A 21,234-nucleotide genomic window follows, 5' to 3' on the forward strand; every position below is an offset into this window, starting at 1 on the left:
AAACAAACCTCCAGCAATACGATTAACAAAACTTTCATGATCCATTGAATCACCAACAGGCATGAAAGTTCTTGATGGCCTTTGAGAAATAGACACTTTCAGAAAAAAACAATTTAGAAACTAATTGCGGTATGGCTTATGCCATTTCGGTATTGTCGGGAAGATGGAAGCTAAGTATTTTGGGGTTTTTGCTGGATAACGGTAAACTAAGATACGGTGAACTGAAAAGAAAGGTGATTGGAATATCTGAAAAGATGTTAATTAATCAGCTAAAGGAACTTGAGAAGGATGGCCTGATTAACCGGATTGCGTATCCGGAAGTTCCACCGCGAGTGGAGTATGAACTATCGGATAAGGGAAAGACCTTAGAGAATATACTCGTTCTGATGTCGAGTTTGGGAGAGGAAAATGTCGACAATCGCATAAAAACCTGACAGTTTACAAAACTGTCCATTGAGGAACTCCGAATGACTCTGCGAAGCAAAATCGAGAAGTTAAATAATTGGTTAGACATTATAAAGGATATGTTGAGCCCCGTCAGCGATAACCTGTGCAACAGTTTTACCCTCGAAGTCATAATTCGGATCGTTGGATAAAACAATTTCGTCTGCTTGCGAAGTGAAAATTAAACCCATCATAAATAATCATACACTTTTAACTCAATGCGAGCTTTATTTTATAAAGTTTTAAACCAGTAATTCTTTTTATGCATTTCGGTTTTGCCTCACAGGGAATGCGGTTGAGGGATCCGTATCGGCCAGGCATTTCTTCCCGAAATGCGGTTGACCAGTGTAGTAGATAATTGGCAGCTAATGCCGGAATAGGGTATGTTTACGCGTGTAACATATGCGGTTAATAACGCTCTTTTGGGCGATGGTAACAGGGGATCAACCCAAAACAACTGATGAAAGCGCAATGCAGCCTCGTCCGTGTAGACAGGGACAGCTCCTTGTTTATCAACAGCTTTACGGTTCCATGATTTTCTGGGTGCCGTTTCGCTTATTCAATAAAAGTTTTTTGATTTAGAAATTTACTAATTCTTGTAGGTATCAATCAGCGTAGGGTACAGAAGAGCCCGCACTAAAAATAAAATATAGCGCAGGCTCTTTATTAATCAGAAGTTCAGAAGTGATCGTCTACGAATTGTTAGTTCAAATCGATTATAGACCCCATAATTTGGGAAACTCATACCAACGGATGCAATCTCAGTTGCTGTTTATGGCCTAAATCGATCTTGACGAGCGTGGATCTTACTAATAGGGTAAGAAGGCGAACAACCTACCTTCTCCTGGTTGCAACGTTAACGTAACGGTACCACCTGAGATGGAAATCGGAATTTCTGAACCATCCACTTTGGAAATTTCTTTCATATCGGTGATCCAACCCGCGATCTGAAATGTGTATGTTTTAGAAAGGGTAAGCGACTTGTTGACAAGCATCGCGTAATTGCGACCTCCCTCAGACCAATCCTTCATGTGGCTGATCAATAACTCGGCAGAAGAATCTGTAGGCTTTATATAGTGTAAAGCGGGTAGCGCCTCAACACCGGCGGGTATGGATGTGCCTGAATGGTAAACGTTATAGGATTGTAACCTCATCAAGCGGTCTCCTAAGGTTTTCATTTCCTTATTTAATTGTTGAAAGGGTGTGTACAGATCTGTTTTATTGCCCAACGAATCTATAACTGCATTGGTAAATGGCTCGCCTTGATTGATAGGCGTAAAATAAGTAAACCATACGGGATATTTGATCCCGTAAGCCAACATGGAATACACGTTAAATTTCAGCTCATCGGCATTGGGCCTACGATAATGCCCAGTGATCCCAATGGACTGTAAGTAGGCAGAGGTCTTGATACCTCCATTGTTGATGGCCAACTTCCGGATAATATCTAAGTTGGTATAATACGCATTTAACAACGAGCCATCTGCACGAAACGGATATACATCAACGGAAAGATATTTCAAATTGCTCGCGCCAACTTTGTTAATCCAAGCTTGTACATAATCGGTTTCATAGTTGATGGGGCCCAAAATCGATGGAACCACCAAATCCGGGAAAAGATTGACATGGGGCAAGTGGAAACTGTCATGACTTAATATCTTATTGTAAATAGTTGCAGCCCAATCTAGCTGAGGCATATTCGGCTCATCTTTAATATAATATCCAGCGAGTCCGGGATGCGTTTCATAGGCAGCTACCATCGCAGCAATATCAGCGTCAGTACCATAGGCTCTTGCATCAAAGATAATAGACCTTAATCCGTGGTCTGCAGATTTATCGAGGATAAATAGATTTTCCGCTTCTGAATACGTGATAACGTATTGTAAAATATCTACATTGCCTTGCGCTAAATGGCTAAACGTGGTATCGTTTACATCGGCATATGTCGGCGGCCAAAATACACCGATCTGAAAATTGTCCGTAATGTCTGCCGCGGACGACCTGCCTCCGAGCGACGCAATTTTTTCCGACACCTTCAATGCGAGGGGATCCCGGTCCTCTAATACATTTTTTTGACAGCTAACCATCACGATCAGCGAAAAAATCAAGAGTACTGAATAATACTTTTTCATAACAAAAAATTTAAGTTTGACTTTAGTGTTTTTTTTAGTTAAAATAGTACAAGCGTCCTTCACCAGGTAGAAACGTGTCGGAGAAATCACTGTCTAGAGGTTCTTTGCGGATGGCAATTACACCCGAGTTGACCTCATAATGTGTCATGTGCTTATATCGTTTATCGACTTGGAATGTAAAGGATTTAGTAACGGTTAAAGACTTATTCACGATAAAAACATAGCTTCCGCTTTTGCCCTTGGCGAAATGGGTGATGATCATATTATCGGTGCGGGACGTTGGCTTGATCCAGTAGTGCTGAGGTAGGGCCTGTGTTCCCAAGGGCTGCTCTTCACCGCTATGAAATACCTCCGTGGCATCCAGATTATACAACACTTGGCCGATCGCCTTAACATGCCTATTTAACGCACTGAATGGCGCGTAAAGATCTGTCTTTCTACCATGGGGATCGATAATAGCATCGGCAAAGATCTCTTTACCGGCATCGGTTGGGGTCCAATAGGTGAACCATACGGGTCTTTTAATGCCATACGCCAGCGCGGTAAAAATATTGTACCGCAATTCACTGGCAGATGGCCTTCGGTACGCGTCAATGATCCCTACAGATTGCAGGTAGGCCGATGTTTTAACGTTGTATTTGAGGCCGACGCGCCTAACGATTTCCAGATTTTCAAAATAAGTAGGTCTTATATAGCCATTTACCATAAACGGATATTGATCGAAAGTCAGGTATCTAAGATGCTGAGGACCTACTTTTTGCACCCAACGCTCTACATGATTTGTTTCATAACTGGGTATCACAAAGTTTGGAAACAAATTGACATGGGGTACGCGATCGTGATCCAGATCTATTAGCTTTTGGTAAATTGTTGCTGCCCAATTAAATTCTGTTGAATCTGGTTCATCTTTGATGTAATATCCCTCGAGCGCAGGGTGGTTTTTATATGCTTGTACAGCAGCTTTTATCTCCTCATCTGTACCATAGATACGTGGATCGGCGACCGAAACTTTAAATCCGTACTTATGTGCCAGATCTAACATCTTCTTATTATGCGACTCTGTGAACATTTTCGCATTCTTAACGTTCTCTATAAAATCGATGTGTGCTTCTTTGATCCATTGATATTGCTGATCATTGGTGTGCTCCCACACGGGCGGCCAAAATACGCCTATTGAAAATTCCTGTGCAGATCCTTTAGGACTGAAACAGATCGTAAGCCAAAACGCTAGAATGGCAGCCGTATGTTTTGAAGTTAAACGCATTGTTATCATAATTACTTTATTTTATTTATCGGTGCGAAAGGGGGAGGCGGGTAAACCTGCTGTGTTGTATAAGCTAACCTTAGGATCTGCCGCCCAACCATAACGTATAGTTGTCGGGTTTTTCAGACTTGGATGGGTCAGTTCGACGGTGTTGCCAACTATCGTGGCAGTCGCATCTTCAAAATTATTGTCCGCCCCTGCAATCTGAAACCCTTCCACGCTGGCAGTCTTGCTTATTAAGCCATCGCGTGCATGATCGAAATAGACAATAATTTTATGATCCTTGATTTCCATGCGCCGATATAGAGGTCCTGAGTACACGTTGTCTTCGTGGTAGGCTATATGACGCGCAGCCTCATATAATCGAAGACCAACATCTTTTTTGTTTCTCGGATGAATATCAGTAGCATCACCAATATCAATACTCACCGCCATTCCGGTAGCGGGCTGCGGTAATGTCATTAACTGTGCCTCACGAAGGTATGCCCAGCTTTCGTCGGCCGGAGCCAGATTGTTGCCCCCAAAGTTGGGCAATTGAACAAAAAGAAAGGGCATGTAACCTTGTTGCCAACGAATGCGCCAATCTTGAATTAAAAGAGGAAACAAAAACTGGTAGTCGCGCGGACGCCAGGTATTCGCCTCGCCTTGATACCACAAAACGCCTTGTACTGAATAAGGGATCAGGGGTGCGATCATCGCGTTGAAAAGAACGCCTGGATTGTTCCGCTCTTTGGGAAGATCTGGATAACGTGGTTCAACGGAAATATTGCTTAACCACTCGCCATCCAGTTTGATATGTTTTGTCCCTAGTAACAAACTTACGGATCCCTCCGAATGCCCAACGGCGCCCGTAGCCCACAAACTTCGCAACCGAATGGCCAGCAAATTCCTGCCTTTTTTTAAGACGGACTTTGGCAAGACAAGGCCTTGGGAAGTGCCTTGTGCGTTTTTTAGTTCAATTTCGGTTCCATTTAGATAAATCGTGGCTTTTCCTTCCAGTTCATCGAATTGGAGGGTGGCATCTTTATCTAGAGACGAGAGATCGAAGTGTTTTCTGACCCATAAATAACATCCGGGAATGTACACTGCAGTTTCGTCACCGTATATGGATGATACCTGAAGGGGGAACGAAACCTTTTTCCAGTGTTGATCTTGATACGCTAAGGTGTGCACGCCCAAGCGCAAACCTTCCGAAGCATTCTCGAACGCATCAACGTCTTGAAGGTACTTCGCGTATAGCTGGGTTGGCTGCGCGCCCGATTCACGGGCTTGAATCACCGAAGGTTTTGTTTCTTCTCGACTGGATAGGGCATCTTCACTAATCCATGGTTCGATAGGTGTTCCTCCCCAGGCCGACTGGATAATACCAACAGCAATATTCTTTTCTTGGTGGAGCTTTTTCGCAAAATGGTAAGCCACTCCTGAAAATGCCGCAGCTGTTGCAGCAGAACTACGTACCCAAGAACCTTGGACATCGTGCTGCTGCTGATTATTCATCCCGTGAACAACCTGAAAGAAACGGATGTTCGGAAAATCAGCATGAAGCTGTTCTTCTGCCCAGCTTAAGGAACTGCCCAGCGTAAACTCCATATTAGACTGTCCCGAGGCTAACCAAACCTCGCCAACATATACATCATCGATGAATATGCTATCCCGCAAATCTGTAATTTGCAGGATATGGGGCCCTCCGGCAGGCATGGCAGAGAGCTGTACACACCAGGTACTATCAGGCTGCACGGTGGCACTTGCGCGCTGGTTATTGAGCGAGACGTGTACAGTTGTTTCTGGTTTTCCCGTTCCCCAAATCGGAATGGACTTTTCTCGCTGTAAAACCATGTGGTGTTTGAAGAGTCCATTTACGCACAAAGAATCGGATTGAAATGCTTTAAGCGCGTTCGGAAAAGCAAAGACGCTCAATATCAGGAAACATATGTAATGTCTATATAGCATAATTAACTTTATTGATAGTCTGGGTTTTCAACTAACCTGGTGTTTTGCTGCGTGCGTGCTTTGGTGATGGGAAGATAATAATGATGATCTTCGAAAATAGCGGAGACGTTAGGCCCGCCGTCTACTTTTTCGAGAACCTGAAGTTCTAATTTTTTGGTCGCAAAATCCAACATATAGCGTAACCCGGTTTCTCTTTTCGTTAATACGTCGGTCGCTATTCTCCAACGTCTAAGATCCCAATAACGAGAACCTTCAAAGGCTAGTTCTACTTTACGTTCTTTTTGAATCAATTCAAAGTTGATAACAGTTCTTTTTGATACGCCTGCACGCTCACGAATGGCATTAATGGCGAGCAGTGCCTCATCGTGCTTGTCCAATTTATAGGCGGCCTCCGCGTGATTTAACAGCACTTCGGCATAGCGAAATACGATCCAGTCTTGACTGGATGCAAAGTCGGCGGACATATTGTTCTTCGTTTCATCTAAATACTTTAGAACGCCAAAACTGGTGTAAGGTCCAGATTTTTGTGCCTGCAGACCGAGGTGAGGTGTCCCTTGATACGCTCCATTCTGATCGGCTAGATATTGACCATTGACTTTTAAAGATTTGTGCCAGTCAATAGTACTGCCCTGCCAAGGTGTGCCATGTGTATACACACTCGCAAAGAAGCGAGGTTCCATGTCGGCCCAGAGTTCGTTGATATCCCACAACTTACTGGTTAGCTTATTCGTTGTTAAATCTGGTGCGGTGCCATCCTTCTTTTCAAAAGTTGAAGCAATGAAAGAAAGATAAGGCATATTTTGATTCCCGTTGAACCATGCGTTGGGCAAGGGGCCTTGAATGAAATCGTAACGCCATCCATTTCCACCGGAAGCAATCATATCCTTACCATCATGCGGTACCACGAATATAGCTTCGGTATTGCCTTTAACGAGAAATAGGTCTCTGAAGTTTTTTACCTTATCTGATGAAACGTCGTATAAGCCATGTGCACCCTCTTGCATGATCAGGGTAGAAGCATCGTAGCTTTTTTGATAGTACGCCCGTGCTTCCGTGGATGGCATCCCCAATAGACCGTCAAGTTGGACTGTACCATATTCGGCAATACTTCCGGCGTATAGTGCAGCTCTTGATAAAAGCGTAAGCGCGGCATAACGCGAAGCTCGGCCGCTTTCGGCCTTGATGGGCAGCAGGGGCGATGCTTCGTTCATTTCCTGAATCACAAAATCATAAAGTTCTTTTTCACTGTTTCTGCTTGGATAGAGTTCCTCTTGTGGATCGGTCAATTTTTGCACTTTGGTAATTAAGGGAACTCCACCATACCGACGTACCATAGAAAAATAATTGTACGCTCTTAGAAACCGAGCTTCGGCGATTAAGCTCATTTTTAGATCATCGGAAAGCGGTGATTGAGGGACTTGCGCTATAAAATCATTGAGCTGTCTGATGATGATATAGGCATTCTCCCACCATTCCAGCAATCCGCCATTTATCGTTATTCCGGTGTTTCTAAAATCCGCCCAATTGGGATACATACCCCAAGTCGCTTCATCGCTCAGGTTGTTTATTAAGGTGGCCCCAACTTGGCCTTCCACGGTCCAGCCAACGCCGGGCCGGATACCTACGTACTTTTCGGGAGTTTCATTCTCCAATACGCTCATCATACTGTAACTTCCCGCCAAGTGTGCTAAGATGGCGTTTTGATCATTCCAGACTATATTTTCAGATATGCGATCCAAAGGTTCCCGGTCTAAGACGTCTTTACAGGAAAGCGTGGTCAACGTGCCCAATAGCACTATGTAATATATCTTTTTCATTTTTTTATAAGTTAGAAGGAAACATTAACACCTAACATGATGGTCTTTTGCTGTGGATAATACGAAGTCGTTGGCTGTCCATCTTGAACGGCATAGGGGGATTCTGGATCAATCTTAAATTTATTCAGTTTCGAGAATGTAAATAGATTTGTTCCCCCCAAATAGAGTCGCGCCTGTTTCATGTTTAGATTATCCAATACCCTGTTGGGTAAGTTGTAGCCTATGGTAAAAGAGCGTAATCGTAAATAGTCCGACTTGATAAAGTTTCGGTCCGATAGCAAACCATTTGTTGATGCTCCTCCCAATCTTGGTATCAAAGAATTTGCATTGTTGACTTCTTCTGTCCACCTATTATCAAAAAATGTCTGGGTGAAAGATGTTAATGATACGGCTTTATAAAATCCAAATGCACCTTGCAAAGAAGCGGCTATATCAAAATTTCGATATGCAACTGCCAAATTTAAACCGCTGATAATATTCGGAATCTGCCCTTTGCCTATTTCTACCATGTCGCGCCAGTCTAATATGCCGTCGCCATTGGTATCGATATACCGTACATCGCCAAGTTTTAGTGTAGGATCTCCTGGATAGCTTAGATCCAAATTATCGATTTGATCTTGACTTACAAATAAACCATCCGAACGGTAACCGACCGTACGGTCGACCCATTGTCCAGATTGCTGATAAATCCGCTTCGAATCTTCATCAGTATATTCTACTTCTTCGACGTGATCCCACTTCGCACGTTGCCAAGACACATTGGCCGAGATATCCCAGGTCCAATCTCCCTGTTGCCGAAATGTCCCTATTTTCAATTCAAAGCCCCTATTTGTCTGACTGTTGATGTTTTCTAGGGGTAATTCGGCGCCAAAGCTTGACGGAAGACTGATTGTTTTCTTTGCCGGAATGCCGTTGCGCGTTCTGTAAAACAGATCAACCTCACCATAGATTTTACGCTGCAGAAAAGAGAAATCGAGCCCGGCATTATAATTCGCTAGACGCTCCCATGATAAACTTTCATTGGCCATACCCAGCGTTGTTATACCTAAAACCGGTGTCCCATCAAAAAGAACTGGCATCAATGTAGGACCGTAACCCGCCAAATATTGAAAGTCACCGATCCCGTCGTTACCCGAAGCTCCATAGCTTGTTCTTAATTTCAATTCATCTAATCCATCAAAATCCGATAAGAACTGCTCCTGATTCATTCTCCATCCAAAAGAAATAGAAGGGAAATATCCCCATCTCGAATCTTTAGGGAATTTAGCCGAAGCATCTGCTCTAATAATAGCTTCGACGAGATATTTATGGTCGTATCCGTAATTAAGACGACCTACGAAACTTTTACGTCCCATCTGGCTAGCAGACCCGTTATTACTTAAAGTGCTCGTGCTTCCGGCAAACAGTTGATCTAATGTTGGAAAGGTAAAATCCTGACGACCTGCACTGAGATAATCGTAGTCTACCGAAATGATCTCATGCAACAGCATGCCTGACATATCATGTTTACCGGCAAATTTTCGAGCATAATTTATCGAAAACTGTCCTGTTAACATGGTATTCACAGCTTTCTGTTGAAAAAGCGGTGTATTGGTGTTGAACTGTGAAACCAGTTCGTACGTGTCATTTCCAACATTGTAATTATACATGTCTACCGGCCGACCGTAGGATTTAACATTGTCGTTAACCTGTGAATAATTACCAAATGCCTTCAGTGACAAGCCCTCGATAGTTGTAAACGAATAATTCAGTATAGCTGTGTTACTTAATGTCTGTAAGAAATTGTTATTATAGCCTCCTAGTTCCATATCCGATTGTACCAAGGCGCCTCCAGTGGCGGATCCAGAATAAGGAATCCTTGAAGGATCTGGTAGACTTGCTGGATACATAGGCTTATTGTTGAATAAATCCGCGAAAAGATAACCTCCTCCATTCTGCGGACGATGCGTAGACTTGATGCGATCTACAATGTTAGAAACGGTGACGCCCAAGGTAAGATTATCCAATATGTTTGCATCAACATTAACCTGTAGGTTATAGCGGTTGTAATCGCCCCCATTCTTTTTCCAAAAAGATCCTTGATTCATCAGCCCTAAAAAAGTATAGTATTTGATTTTGTCGCTTCCGCCTCTGACAGACATGTTGTAATTATGTAGCTGTGCATAATCTTTCATAATAATGTCTTGCCAATTCGTATTGTAGTAACCAGGTTCGGTGGCATCGTAGAATTTCTGGATTTGCTCCGCTGTATAGGGTACGGCATTTGCAGGTTGACCCGATTGCAGATACTCTTCAGAAACCAAGGTCGTGTAATCGCCCGAGGAAAGCATCTGTTGGAAATAGGTTGGCTTTTGTAGCGTAGATGTTCCATTAAATGAAATGGTTGGCTTTTCGGAATTCCCTCTTTTCGTCGTTACCAAGATGACACCGTTTCCTGCTCTAGAACCGTATATAGAAGCAGCACCGTCCTTTAGTACAGTAACGCTCTCGATCTGACTGGCGTCAATATTATTGAAGGACGCTTCGATCCCATCTACAATAATAAGGGCATTTCCATACCCCCGAATGTTAAGACTAGCGCCATCACGCCCCGGTAAACCGCTTCCCTGCATAGCAATTAAACCCGGCAACTTCCCAACCAGCGCATTTGTTACAGATGACATAGGAACTTTGGCCAACTCTTCAGATTTCAAAGTGGATATCGCACCGGTGACATTTGATTTGCTCTGTGTTCCATAGCCCACGACCACGACTTCGTCCAAACCAGCGATTTGTGCTTCCAAGACGATAGTTCTAAATTCATCTTGGCCATCCAGTACAATTTCTTTGGAGGCGTAACCGACAGACGTAATGTTTAAAACGATAGGGGTGTTGCCGGTCAAGGGGATTGCAAAATTTCCCTCCTTATCGGAACTGGTCTGTCTGGAATCTCCTTTGACGGAAACTGTCGCTCCGGCAATAGGTATCCCGTCGATATTTTGGATCGTTCCTTTAAATATCCTGTCCTGCGCGACAGCCGTTAGTAAAGGAAGCAAGAGTGCAACGAATAGGGTCAGGAAAACCTTGTGAGCATACCTAACTGTAGATCGTGGACACCTAAAAAATACACGTGTTTCTGTCTTCATAATTTAATATTTATACGTTGCGACTTAACGCAAAACGTGATTAAATGGGTTATTTTCCTAAATTGATTATGCGAGTTGTTTGCCGTTATAAGGTGATCGAATTCGTACCACCCTGTAGCTTTATTTCCTTTCCTCCGAATTTAAATGTTCCATCTACATCGTCGGGGAGTGATACCGTTCCCTTGATACCGCTACCATTTCGTTTCAACTTTACCTTGATTGTTCCGTTAGGATGCGGCATGGATCCCTCTGCCTCTTTCAACTCGCCAAGTCCAGGTTGGATTAATACGGATTTGAATCCCGGCGAGGCAGGCATAATACCGATTATAGTGGCGAGAAAATCATAATTGGGACTAGAGCTCCAGGCGTGTGAATCTGTTCGGGTAGGTTCTGGCTTTTCTGCAAAGGTTGTCAGCCCCATATCCAACATCTTCCACCAGGGGTCGAGCTGCGCATAATATCGATCTGCCAACCCAACTTCTTTCATTGCTCTTATCAGATAAAACCGATAAAAGAAAGTTACTTTGCTTATGGAATCATCTGTCGTCAATTTTTCAAAAACGGTGCGAGCCTCATCTCCTTGAACAGCTCCGCTAAGAATGGCCAAGATACTTGCATGCTGGCTGTACGTTTCTTTTAAGGGTGAATTAGCCATAAGCATTCTGTCTTTATCAAAAGCATGTTCATACGTTTTCGAATTCAAGTTGTGGGATAACGTTTCATATTTTTGAGCTTGCGTTTCTTCGCCAAAGTACGCGAACAGGGCTTGCGCCTGTTTTAAGGTATAGGCCAGTTGTAAGCTGATAATTGCAGAATTGCCGTCTTCCGCTCCTTCAGGAACGCCCCAGAGATCAAATGCATCCCAATCCACAAAATTCCACCATTTCATGGGTCCTAGCATACCCTTTTCCTTATCCATATTGGAGACATACCAAGCCAGGACTTGTTGCACAGACGGCAAAAACTGTTTAACGAATTCATCGTCTTGCCTGTGCATCCAGTAGTCGTAGACCATCGAAACCCAAAAGAGGGAAAATGTGGGTATTACCTGTAATCTATTGCTGGGGTAACGACCTTGCGGCAATCCTTCAGGGGTCTTTGAGTTGTAAAAATCCAATAATGCTTTCCGCATTAAACGGTCGTCACCACTCATATATAGGGTTATTAGCGCTTGAATTCGCGTATCTCCTTCGTATTGTAATTGTTCGTAGTAGGGCGTGTCAAAATAGGTCTCGCCGGCACAGATAAGCTGCGTTCGCCAGCCGACATCCCATATTTTAGTCAGATTGGGATCGTTACTTGTAAAGGTGGCCTTCAATTCAAACGGATACCCGGTCTTCATTCCATATAAATCGTTCAACACCAGTGTCTCATCTAATGTCTCTATGTCGAGTTGAACGTATCGGTACGTTTTAAACCATAACGGTCTAAAACTTCGGAGTGAACCGCCATCTGGTAGAAATACATCATAGTTTCCCTTAATTTCTTTTCCGTCTATCTCATTCCTATTTCCCTTATTGCCAGTAGCATCGTATAGCGATTCGGCATAGGTCATTTTTATATGTGCCCCCTTTCCTTGGCTCACTATTAATTCTGGATAAGCAACGGTATTAACAGACTGATCTAAAAGAATAGACACCTTTTGATGCGGAGGGATACGGAGTGGGGTACGACCGTCGATAAATTTAGCTGCTCCTTGAAGGCCGCGGACTCTCCTAACAGTCGGAATACGTTGCATCACCTCTTGCATAAACGGAATATTCCGAGGCTTTAGGGTCCAGAGGTTGTCTGTACCGTAGCCATGCGTAACTGGATTATTGACGAGCTTGCGAGCATACTGCCATTGCGAATCATCAAACTCTGGTTTTTCCCAATTCCACGGGAAATGACTTGCATCGACTTGGTCTCCAGGCCCCACAACCATGTATGCGCCTAACCGTTCCGTATTGTCTGTAGAGACAGGAGAGTATGCGTTGTTTTGCATCACTTTCCAGCTTGCATCCGAATTAATCACCTGTTCGGCGGGTCCATCACCCTGCAAAACAAATCCTGTCTGATTGGATACCTGTGCTACGGCGGCATACTCGCCCATATTCCACACCAGCGCGGCAACAATATTTTTTCCGCGTTGTAAGTAAGATCCGATATCTACGGTCTCGAAATACCAATTAGCAAGATCGCCTCGGGCTGGCCCACTCACGACTGCAACACCGTTAACAAATAACCGATACCGATTATCTGCAGTGACGTGCACGATAAACTTCTCGGGCTTCTCGTTTAAGTCGAATGACTTGCGGAAATGGTAAACACCATAATCCCGTTGGGAGATATCTGGACACGAAATCCACGAGGAAGGCCAATAACCTTTCATTAATTGTGGATTTACAGGTGTTGTCTGCGCAAAGATACCTTGTACAATGAACTGGTAAAAGGATATGAAGATTAGAACTGATCTCATCATAAGTTATTTTGGGTGAAATTGATATAGCAATAATAAGATAACATTGGCTTTGTTGCTAGTACAAGTTATACTAAAATATATACTATTTTAACAACTAGCTCGTTAAGAGGGGCTATCCGCATGCAGATATAATTAAAAATGGTAAATAATAAATGACACCCTGCATTAACAGGAGTAGAAAGTGCATCAGGCATGGTAGAAATTTATTAAAATAAAGGTCAAATGGGTATAGGTTGCTGATAAACCTGTACTTGGCGAAAGGCACATCATTGGGCATCTTTGTTTGGGCAGGTGCTGGTTTTAGTTTTGGATTGCCTGTAACTGCCGACGAGTAGATCGGTTAATTTTACCTTTAGAAATCTTAATCAAATGAGAAGAATAAATTTGCAGATACTTTATTTAGGGATAAGCGTCTTACACCTCATGTTTTCCCATGTGACGCAAGCACAACATCTGCTGAACGCCGGTCAGCAGCGAAAATCAGCGGTAGACAGCAATCTGATTGACAACGGCACCGTGTACCGGTTAACCGTAAAAAATAAAAACACATTGAATTATGCCACTTACAATGTATTTATTCCAAAGGGAATAGACCGCATCCGAGGGGTTTTAATTCATCAACACGGTTGCGGTATGGAAGGACGGGGTGTATCGACCGCATACGATGTACAATATCAATCTTTTGCGAAGAAATGGAATTTAGCTATTGTAGGAGCAGATTTGTATTACACTGCAGGTTGTTATGCATGGAGAGAGCCCGATTCGGGTTCGGCCGAATCTCTTTTAGCAGCACTGACTCAGGTAGGCGAGGTATCTGACCAATCCGCGCTTGGGGAAGCCCCCTGGCTCCTTTGGGGGCATTCGGGAGGGGGATATTGGACATTGGCAATGATGAGGGATTACCCCCAACGTGTGCTGGCGGCTTTCTGTTATTCACCTGCTTTCGATCCGTCGTGGAACTATCCTAAAGAAGCGCTGGAAATCCCGCTTATGATCCGTCATGCAGGTGCGACAGATGCTAATTCTCCTGAGGTAAGCTGTTGGGCTACGGCAGTGAATAGCTTTAAAAAACTGAGAGGAGCCGGGGGACTGGTTAGTATTGCGTATACACCCTATCAAAACCATAACTATAGTTTTGTGCGTTATATGGCCATTCCTTTTTATGAATCTGCGTTGTCGCAACGGCTGCCACAGGGGCGCTCTGCTTCATTCAGGGAGATGAGAAAAATCGACAGAACAACAGGCTGGCTGGGTGATACCCTGTCGCTTAATACCTGTCCATATCGAACGTATAAGGGCGATGTGTCGTCTATGTCTTGGTTACCTGATTCCGCAACGGCTGCGGCATGGAAAGAATACGTAATTACAGGAAGCGTCATCGACAGAACGCCTCCGCCGTCGCCATTTGAACTTCGCATAGCACGATTGCATAGTGTGTCGGTAGCGCTACGGTGGAAAGCGGATGCTGACATCGAGTCCGGAATTAAGCATTTCAACATCTATAATAATGATCAGCTTATTGCTCGCTTCCCTGAGCATGGTGTGTATCAGTATTTTGATACCAACGGAGATGATGCGATACCGATGTCTGCCCTTCCAGAAATGAAAATTATTGCGACCGCTTTAAAAGATTCAAACTTCCACCTTACGATCAGCACTGTCAATCACTTTAACCTGGAGTCAGAAAGGATTACTTTTCCGTCGATCGAATAAGCGAAGGAGAATTCCAGAGTTCGCCGGAATTCTCCTTTCTTTTTAGTCGATTATCTTACCGTCGGTGATGCATCCCTCGGAAGCTGATGAGACCGATTGCGCATATTTAAATAATATACCTTGTGTAATTCTTAGCGTGGGTTTTTTCCAGCGCCCCCGCCTTGATTTTAATTCTTCGTCGCTTAATCTAACGTCTATCCGGTTGTTTGGGATATCAATCGTGAGAATATCGCCATCTTCTAACAACGCGATAACTCCACCATCAAAAGCTTCCGGTGCGATGTGCCCTACAACAAAGCCGTGGGTTCCGCCCGAGAACCGTCCGTCTGTGATCATGGCCACATCTTGCCCTAGTCCAGCACCCATAATGGCAGCAGTTACTTTAAGCATCTCTGGCATTCCCGGCCCTCCCTTAGGGCCCACGTAACGGATAATAATAACGTCGCCTTTTTCAATAAACCCGTTCTTTACAGCTGTGACCGTATCGTCTTCGCTGTCGAACACCTTAGCTCGTCCTTCGAAAAACTCACCCTCTTTTCCGGTTATTTTAGCGACGGCGCCATCAGGGGCAATGTTGCCGTGAAGGATCTGAAGATGACCGGTTTTCTTGAGGGGGCTGTCAAAGGAAGCCAATATTTTTAGGGCATTGTTCCACGGTTCAATACCGTCGAGATTTTCACGCAAGGTTTTTCCTGTTACCGTGAGGCAGTCGCCATGTAATAGTCCCTCGTCCAATAGAATCTTCATCACAGCAGGAGTTCCTCCGCAATCGTGTACATCTTCCATCATATATTTCCCACTGGGTTTTAAATCGGCAATGAGGGGCGTATGATCGCTGATGTACTGAAAATCTTGCAAGGTAAGGGAGAGCCCATAAGCTTTTGCTATGGCGAGATAATGAAGTACGGCATTGGTAGATCCACCTAACGCCATGACCATTACCAAGGCGTTTTCCAGTGAACGGGACGTCACGATATCACGTGGTTTTAGATCCAGCTCGAGCAGGTTCTTTATTGCTGCCGCTGCATCAATACATTCCTGTTTTTTCTCGTCGCTTGTAGCTGGGTTGGACGAGCTGTATGGCAAAGACAAGCCCAGCGCCTCAATGGAAGAAGACATGGTATTTGCCGTGTACATTCCGCCACAAGCACCGGCCCCCGGGCAGGCATTACGAATAATCTGACCTAGCTCTTCTTCATCGATTAAGCCGGCAACTTTAGCGCCATAGGCTTCAAAGGTGGACAGCACGTTGATTTTTTCTCCCTTGTGACGTCCCGAATGAATGCTGCCACCATAGATCATCAGCGCCGGACGATTGAGTCGCCCCATAGCGATGACCGCACCGGGTAGATTTTTGTCACATCCCATCACGGTAACCAAACCATCATACCACTGGCCACCTACAACGGTTTCGATACAGTCTGCAATCAGGTCGCGTGATGGAAGTGAAAAATTCATGCCTTCGGTCCCCATACTCATGGCATCGCTAACGCCGATGGTATTGAAGGTTAAACCGGTCAGATCGACAACCTTCATGGCATCTGCTACGATCGAGGCGAGCTCATTGAGGTGCATATTGCACGGATTGCCTGCATAACCTGCACTGGCAACGCCAATTTGCGGTAGCTTGATGGTTCGTTCATTCAGGCCAATCGCATACAACATGGCCTTCGATCCAGTTTGGTCTTCGTTTTCCGTAAGTTTACGGCTATATTTATTTAATATAGTATCCATTGAATTGGAAATTAGGTTTTTAATGCTATTTCTATTAGTCGGGAATTACAGTGCCTCCAACATCGTTCGATTGGTACGCAGCTTCCACGAGCCGCATGGTATCGAATGCATGTTTGACGGAAGTAATGTGGGCTGAACCTGGATCGTCAACAGCACATTGTAAGTCGGCCATGGTGGCCATAAATGCGTCGGGATACCATGCTCCCGGAATGTCGGCTTCTATCCACCCATCACTGGCTTTTTCGGTTAGAAAGTACGTGAAATGATCAGCTTCTCCTTTGGGGAAGTTGATGTTTTTGCCGAGTGTGGCCTTGATAGCGCCTTTTGTTCCCTCCCATTTTACAAACGATTCCTGATGTGCTAACCCGAAATCATGTCCGTGATTCGTATTGATAAATGCACGGATGGGCTGCTCGTAATCGAAAATGATAACCGAGCGAGTGGATGCCAACTGCATTTGTTTGGGATGTTGAAACGTCTTTGCATAGATATGCCTGGGCATACCTAAAAAGTATTTTATCATATCCATATAATGTATACTGTGATAAAGCATTTCCATCCGAGGAATGCCAAACAGGAAGTCCCATAGTTCCCAGGGATGATAAATGTTCATCCGTATTTCCATATCGTGGACCGTGCCGATAGCGCCCTGGTCGATCAGACGCTTTGCGGCAATAACGGATGGAATGAGTTTCATCTGAAAGTTTACACTCGCGGTGAATCCTTTAGATTCACATAGTTGTAGAATCTCTCTGGCTCCTTCCAATGTTTCCCCCATAGGTTTTTGCATGAGGACATTTGCGCCCTGAGGTAATTGATAGAGTATACCCGCCAAGTGGGAGGCTGGAACAGCAATGTCAAATATGGTGTCGTCCGGTGCATCGGCCACCAGAGCAGCGAGCGATGGGTATATCCGTGGAATTCCAAAAATCGAGGCTAAATGATTAGCCTTTTTTTGTTCCAGATCGAAAATACCGTAAACCGGCCAATTTGCTTTCCGGTAGGCTGGAAGATGTGCCTCTTCCACGATGCCACCAGCACCGATAATTATAATGGGGTGAGGTGCGGCGGGCATTTTAAAATCCGTTGCTATTTCATATCTGTTCATAGGAAATGTCGTCAATTTGGTAAAAGTCCAGTGCATTCTGGTAGAAAATTCGTTGCAAATCTGCATCCGGAAGAGATCGGCACAGCGAAAGCGCCGTGGTAAGCCATCTGGGATAGCTCGAAGAAAGGGTGACAACTGGCCAATCGCCGCCGAAAGCAATGCGATGGGCCCCGAAGAGCTCCAGTACGACGTCGACGTATGGTTGTAAATCGGCGATCGTCCAGTGTTTCCAATCGGCTTCTGTAACTAATCCCGAAAGCTTGCAATACACACGCGGATTTTTAGCAAGTGCCGTTATGTTGTGTTTCCATTCCCGAAATTCACCTGTTTTAATAGCTGGTTTGCCTAAATGATCCACCATGTAGCGATTGGTCGGACACGCCTCTACCAGCCTTACAGCAGCAGGTAGCTGATGGGCTTTTATTCCCAGATCAAAACTAAGGCCGTAACGGTGCAACAAATTCATATTATTGATGAACTGCGTGTTGTCATAGAGGGATATAGGCTCCTCCTCTAGTCTGCGGATGCCCTTTATCAGCTTATTTTGGGTAAGGGTCGCTAGTGTACTTTCTACCTCAGGTTGTTCTAACGGGAAATAGGATACAATTCCACGGATGCGCGGATCATGAAAAGCTAGATGTGTGATATAATCAACTTCCTGTTGGTATGCCTCCGGTGCACATTCACATTGCAGAAATATCATATTGGAGACTGAAATCCCTTTTGTCGCCTCTCGGTATGCAGCTAGGTCGTATGATTTTTTTAATAGCGGTACCTCATCCAACCACGGGTAATTTATCAAGGAAAGATCCCAGAGGTGCAGATGTGCATCTGTGATCAGTAGGTCGTTATCATTGGATCTTGCTATCATAAAAGTTTTTTAAAGGTATAAAGAAAATAAAGGTCGTGATGGTATTGGATTAGCGGATATCTGTACGAATTTGATTTCGTGTCGAAAAACCAAAGTTATTGTTGTATTTTAGATATTAAATTGACATGCTTTGTGTCGAATTATAAACTTTTTGTCAATAAAATATTAGTTGTCATGAAACCTATTTATGCGAAACCACCATGGGGAAGCCGAGCTGCCTTTCAGGTTCGGAAGGATTATTTTGATGTGCTGGATACAAAATGGCATTATCATTCGGAATATGAATTGGCCTTCATTAGGTATCCCTATGGAAAGCGGATCGCCGGCAAAAGTATCTGTACATTCGAAAACAGTGATTTGGTATTTTATGGTCCTAATATACCACATGCCTGGTCGCATGAACAATTTTCAGGTAAATCCGAAGTGCAGAAACACAATGCGGGTCTTTCGAATTATGCCATTGTCGTGCATTTTAGTGAATCCTGCTTTGGAGAATCTTTTTTTTCCATTCCTGAAATGAGCGCCATTCAAGCTGTTTTAACGAAAAGTTCGCGAGGATTGGTGGTGCAGGGAGCCTCAAAAGCGAAGATTGCAGACTGGATGGAGCAGATGGTTGCGAATACCGGATCTAGAAGGGTGGTGTTATTGCTCCAAATTTTAGAAGAATTGGCGGTAGCAAAGGAACTGAGCCTCCTATCTTCGGCGGGCTATTGGGACAACCTCAATGATCACGATGCGATCCGTATGAGTAGTATTTACGAATACCTGATACGAAATTTCACGAAAGATATTGCGCTGGACGAAATTGCCGAACAAGCGCATATGTCGCCGTCAGCGTTCTGTAGGTATTTTAAAGCCCGCACAAAACGGACGTTAAAGGAGTTTGTCAATGAATTAAGGGTGAACTGCGCCTGTCAACTGCTTGAAGAAAACCGAAATAGTATTACCCAGATCTGTTTCGAAGTTGGTTTCAATAACATCTCCAATTTCAACAGGCGATTTAAAGAAGTTAGGGGCATCACCCCACAACAATATCGTATCAATATTATAGGCATACACAATAAAAACAGTGTATAGCTAAAAAAATGAGGCATTAGCCGAAGACTGTGTCAAATGCGTATCGATAGTAGTAAAATCCGTACTACTTCATGCGCTCGTTTGCTGCTTTCTTTGTATAAATTATAATCCTAATTCACTGATGCCAACTTATCACAAAACGGGAACTCCCCGATCACGCCCTTATCTATTGCCATTAATAATGGTGACTAGTCTTTTTTTTATGTGGGGATCCGCTATTAGCATGTTGGATGTGTTGAACAAACATTTTCAAGACGTATTGAACGTTTCCAAGGCACAATCCGGACTGATTCAACTGGCGGTGTACGGCGCGTATTTTCTGACCGCGTTGCCCGCTGGTTACGTGATGAGACGTTACGGATATCATAAAGGTATTTTGATAGGGCTAATACTGTATGCGGCAGGGGCTTTTCTGTTTTATCCCGCAGCTCAGGTAGCGCAATTTAGCTTTTTTCTTTCCGCATTATTTATTATCGGTTGCGGGCTCGCTATCATCGAGACAGCGGCGAATCCGTATATAACTGTACTCGGTACACCAGAGGGTGCTGTATTTCGATTGAATTTGGCGCAGTCGTTCAACGGCTTAGGTGTCGTGCTCGGGCCTTTAATTGGCGGACTGGTACTCTTCGGCGACCAGACGGGAGGTCCGCAAAATGGACTTGCCGGTGTGCAGCATGCTTATCTCATTGTTGGTGCGGCAGTAATCCTGTTGTTCATTGTTTTTTGGTTCGTGAAGTTGCCCGAGGTAACGGAAATAGGTGAAAATCAGGCTGAAAGTTATGGTCAGGCATTAACGCAAAAAACGCTATTTCAACATAAACATTTTGTGTACGGGTTGATTGTGCAATTTTTTTATATCGGCGCTCAAGCCGGGGTCTGGGGCTTTTTTATAAATTATGTGGTCGACGAACTGCCGGGGATGACGAATCAAAGCGCTGCTTTTTATCTAACGGCTGCCATGGTACTTTATACCATTGGACGCTTCAGTGGCACGGCTTTACTCCGCTATGTTCAGCCGCCAAAACTTTTGGCTTGGTTTGCAGCGATCGCAGCCATCGCGATGATAGTGGTGATGCTGAATCTGGGGGAGATATCGCTCTATGCGCTGATCATTAGTTGTTTTTGCATGAGTATCATGTTTCCCACCATATTTGCGCTCGGTCTGAAAGGATTGGGCAAAGAGACAAAGCGAGCGGGATCCTTCATGATCATGAGTATCGTTGGTGGTGCGGTGTTGCCTCCCTTAATGGGTTTACTGGCCGATCATATGAGTACCGCATGGTGTTTTGCGTTACCTTGCCTAAGTTTCTGTATCGTATTATGGTATGGCCGAAAGGGACATAAGGCACTATAGGACGATAACCTCTTTAAGCCCAAAAATCAAACATCATCACGACAAAATAGTACATGTAGCGGATAAAGGGGTACTGGAAACTTCTTTATTTTCAGCTTAATATTGTTTATAAGAAAACTAGCACATGAAACCGAGATGTAAATAATAAGTGCGCAAGGAGCCGTATTATTTTATTAAGCGTTCA

The 21,234-nt window shown here is 44.1% G+C and carries 14 protein-coding genes; 4 read left to right on the plus strand and 10 right to left on the minus strand.

Annotated features, from left to right (window positions below; translation table 11 throughout):
* Positions 1-131: 131 nt before the first annotated feature.
* A complete protein-coding gene (locus tag FAZ15_RS14180) occupies positions 132-434 on the plus strand; it encodes a winged helix-turn-helix transcriptional regulator (RefSeq protein WP_136901970.1) in 303 nt (100 codons plus the stop codon).
* Between the two features lie 72 nt (positions 435-506).
* Here FAZ15_RS14180 and FAZ15_RS22995 read toward each other — a convergent pair whose 3' ends face one another.
* The 7 genes from FAZ15_RS22995 to FAZ15_RS14210 form a co-directional block, all read right to left on the minus strand.
* Positions 507-638, minus strand: coding sequence for a hypothetical protein (locus FAZ15_RS22995; RefSeq protein ID WP_262709305.1), 132 nt, complete (start codon positions 636-638; stop codon positions 507-509).
* A gap of 615 nt (positions 639-1,253) precedes the next feature.
* Complete coding sequence (locus FAZ15_RS14185) at positions 1,254-2,576, minus strand: hypothetical protein (RefSeq protein WP_136901971.1); 1,323 nt, start codon at positions 2,574-2,576, stop codon at positions 1,254-1,256.
* Positions 2,577-2,610: 34 nt separating this feature from the next.
* Positions 2,611-3,849, minus strand: coding sequence for a hypothetical protein (locus FAZ15_RS14190; protein WP_136901972.1), 1,239 nt, complete (start codon positions 3,847-3,849; stop codon positions 2,611-2,613).
* 12 nt (positions 3,850-3,861) lie between these two features.
* Entirely contained in the window at positions 3,862-5,676 is a 1,815-nt protein-coding gene (locus tag FAZ15_RS14195) for a sialate O-acetylesterase (protein WP_162304951.1), read from the minus strand.
* Between the two features lie 122 nt (positions 5,677-5,798).
* Positions 5,799-7,607: a RagB/SusD family nutrient uptake outer membrane protein gene (locus FAZ15_RS14200; protein WP_136901974.1), complete on the minus strand. Its 1,809-nt coding sequence runs from the start codon at positions 7,605-7,607 to the stop codon at positions 5,799-5,801.
* An 11-nt stretch (positions 7,608-7,618) separates the two neighbouring features.
* Complete coding sequence (locus FAZ15_RS14205) at positions 7,619-10,732, minus strand: SusC/RagA family TonB-linked outer membrane protein (protein WP_136901975.1); 3,114 nt, start codon at positions 10,730-10,732, stop codon at positions 7,619-7,621.
* Positions 10,733-10,817: 85 nt separating this feature from the next.
* A complete protein-coding gene (locus FAZ15_RS14210) occupies positions 10,818-13,193 on the minus strand; it encodes an alpha-L-rhamnosidase-related protein (RefSeq protein ID WP_202912401.1) in 2,376 nt (791 codons plus the stop codon).
* Positions 13,194-13,562: 369 nt separating this feature from the next.
* Between FAZ15_RS14210 and FAZ15_RS14215 the strand changes: the two genes are divergently transcribed.
* Entirely contained in the window at positions 13,563-14,906 is a 1,344-nt protein-coding gene (locus FAZ15_RS14215) for an alpha/beta hydrolase family protein (protein WP_136901976.1), read from the plus strand.
* A 42-nt stretch (positions 14,907-14,948) separates the two neighbouring features.
* On the opposite strand, the gene ilvD is transcribed toward FAZ15_RS14215, so the two are convergent.
* From ilvD to FAZ15_RS14230, 3 genes are read right to left on the minus strand one after another with little or no spacing between them, the layout of a single operon-like run.
* On the minus strand, positions 14,949-16,640 hold the full coding sequence (gene ilvD, locus FAZ15_RS14220; RefSeq protein WP_136901977.1) for a dihydroxy-acid dehydratase: 1,692 nt from the start codon (positions 16,638-16,640) through the stop codon (positions 14,949-14,951).
* Between the two features lie 34 nt (positions 16,641-16,674).
* Complete coding sequence (locus tag FAZ15_RS14225; protein WP_136901978.1) at positions 16,675-17,748, minus strand: Gfo/Idh/MocA family protein; 1,074 nt, start codon at positions 17,746-17,748, stop codon at positions 16,675-16,677.
* Positions 17,735-18,619 (minus strand): amidohydrolase family protein, encoded by an 885-nt coding sequence (locus FAZ15_RS14230; protein WP_136901979.1) that lies wholly within the window; start codon positions 18,617-18,619, stop codon positions 17,735-17,737. The genes FAZ15_RS14225 and FAZ15_RS14230 overlap by 14 nt, the downstream gene beginning before the upstream one ends.
* Before the next feature lie 174 nt (positions 18,620-18,793).
* Here FAZ15_RS14230 and FAZ15_RS14235 point away from each other — a divergent pair, with 174 nt between their 5' ends.
* Both FAZ15_RS14235 and fucP read left to right on the plus strand, forming a co-directional pair.
* Entirely contained in the window at positions 18,794-19,696 is a 903-nt protein-coding gene (locus FAZ15_RS14235; protein ID WP_136901980.1) for an AraC family transcriptional regulator, read from the plus strand.
* A 181-nt stretch (positions 19,697-19,877) separates the two neighbouring features.
* A complete protein-coding gene (fucP, locus tag FAZ15_RS14240; protein ID WP_238387263.1) occupies positions 19,878-21,050 on the plus strand; it encodes an L-fucose:H+ symporter permease in 1,173 nt (390 codons plus the stop codon).
* The last annotated feature ends 184 nt before the right edge of the window (positions 21,051-21,234 follow it).

Source organism: Sphingobacterium olei, from assembly GCF_005048855.1.
Lineage (GTDB): Bacteria > Bacteroidota > Bacteroidia > Sphingobacteriales > Sphingobacteriaceae > Sphingobacterium > Sphingobacterium olei.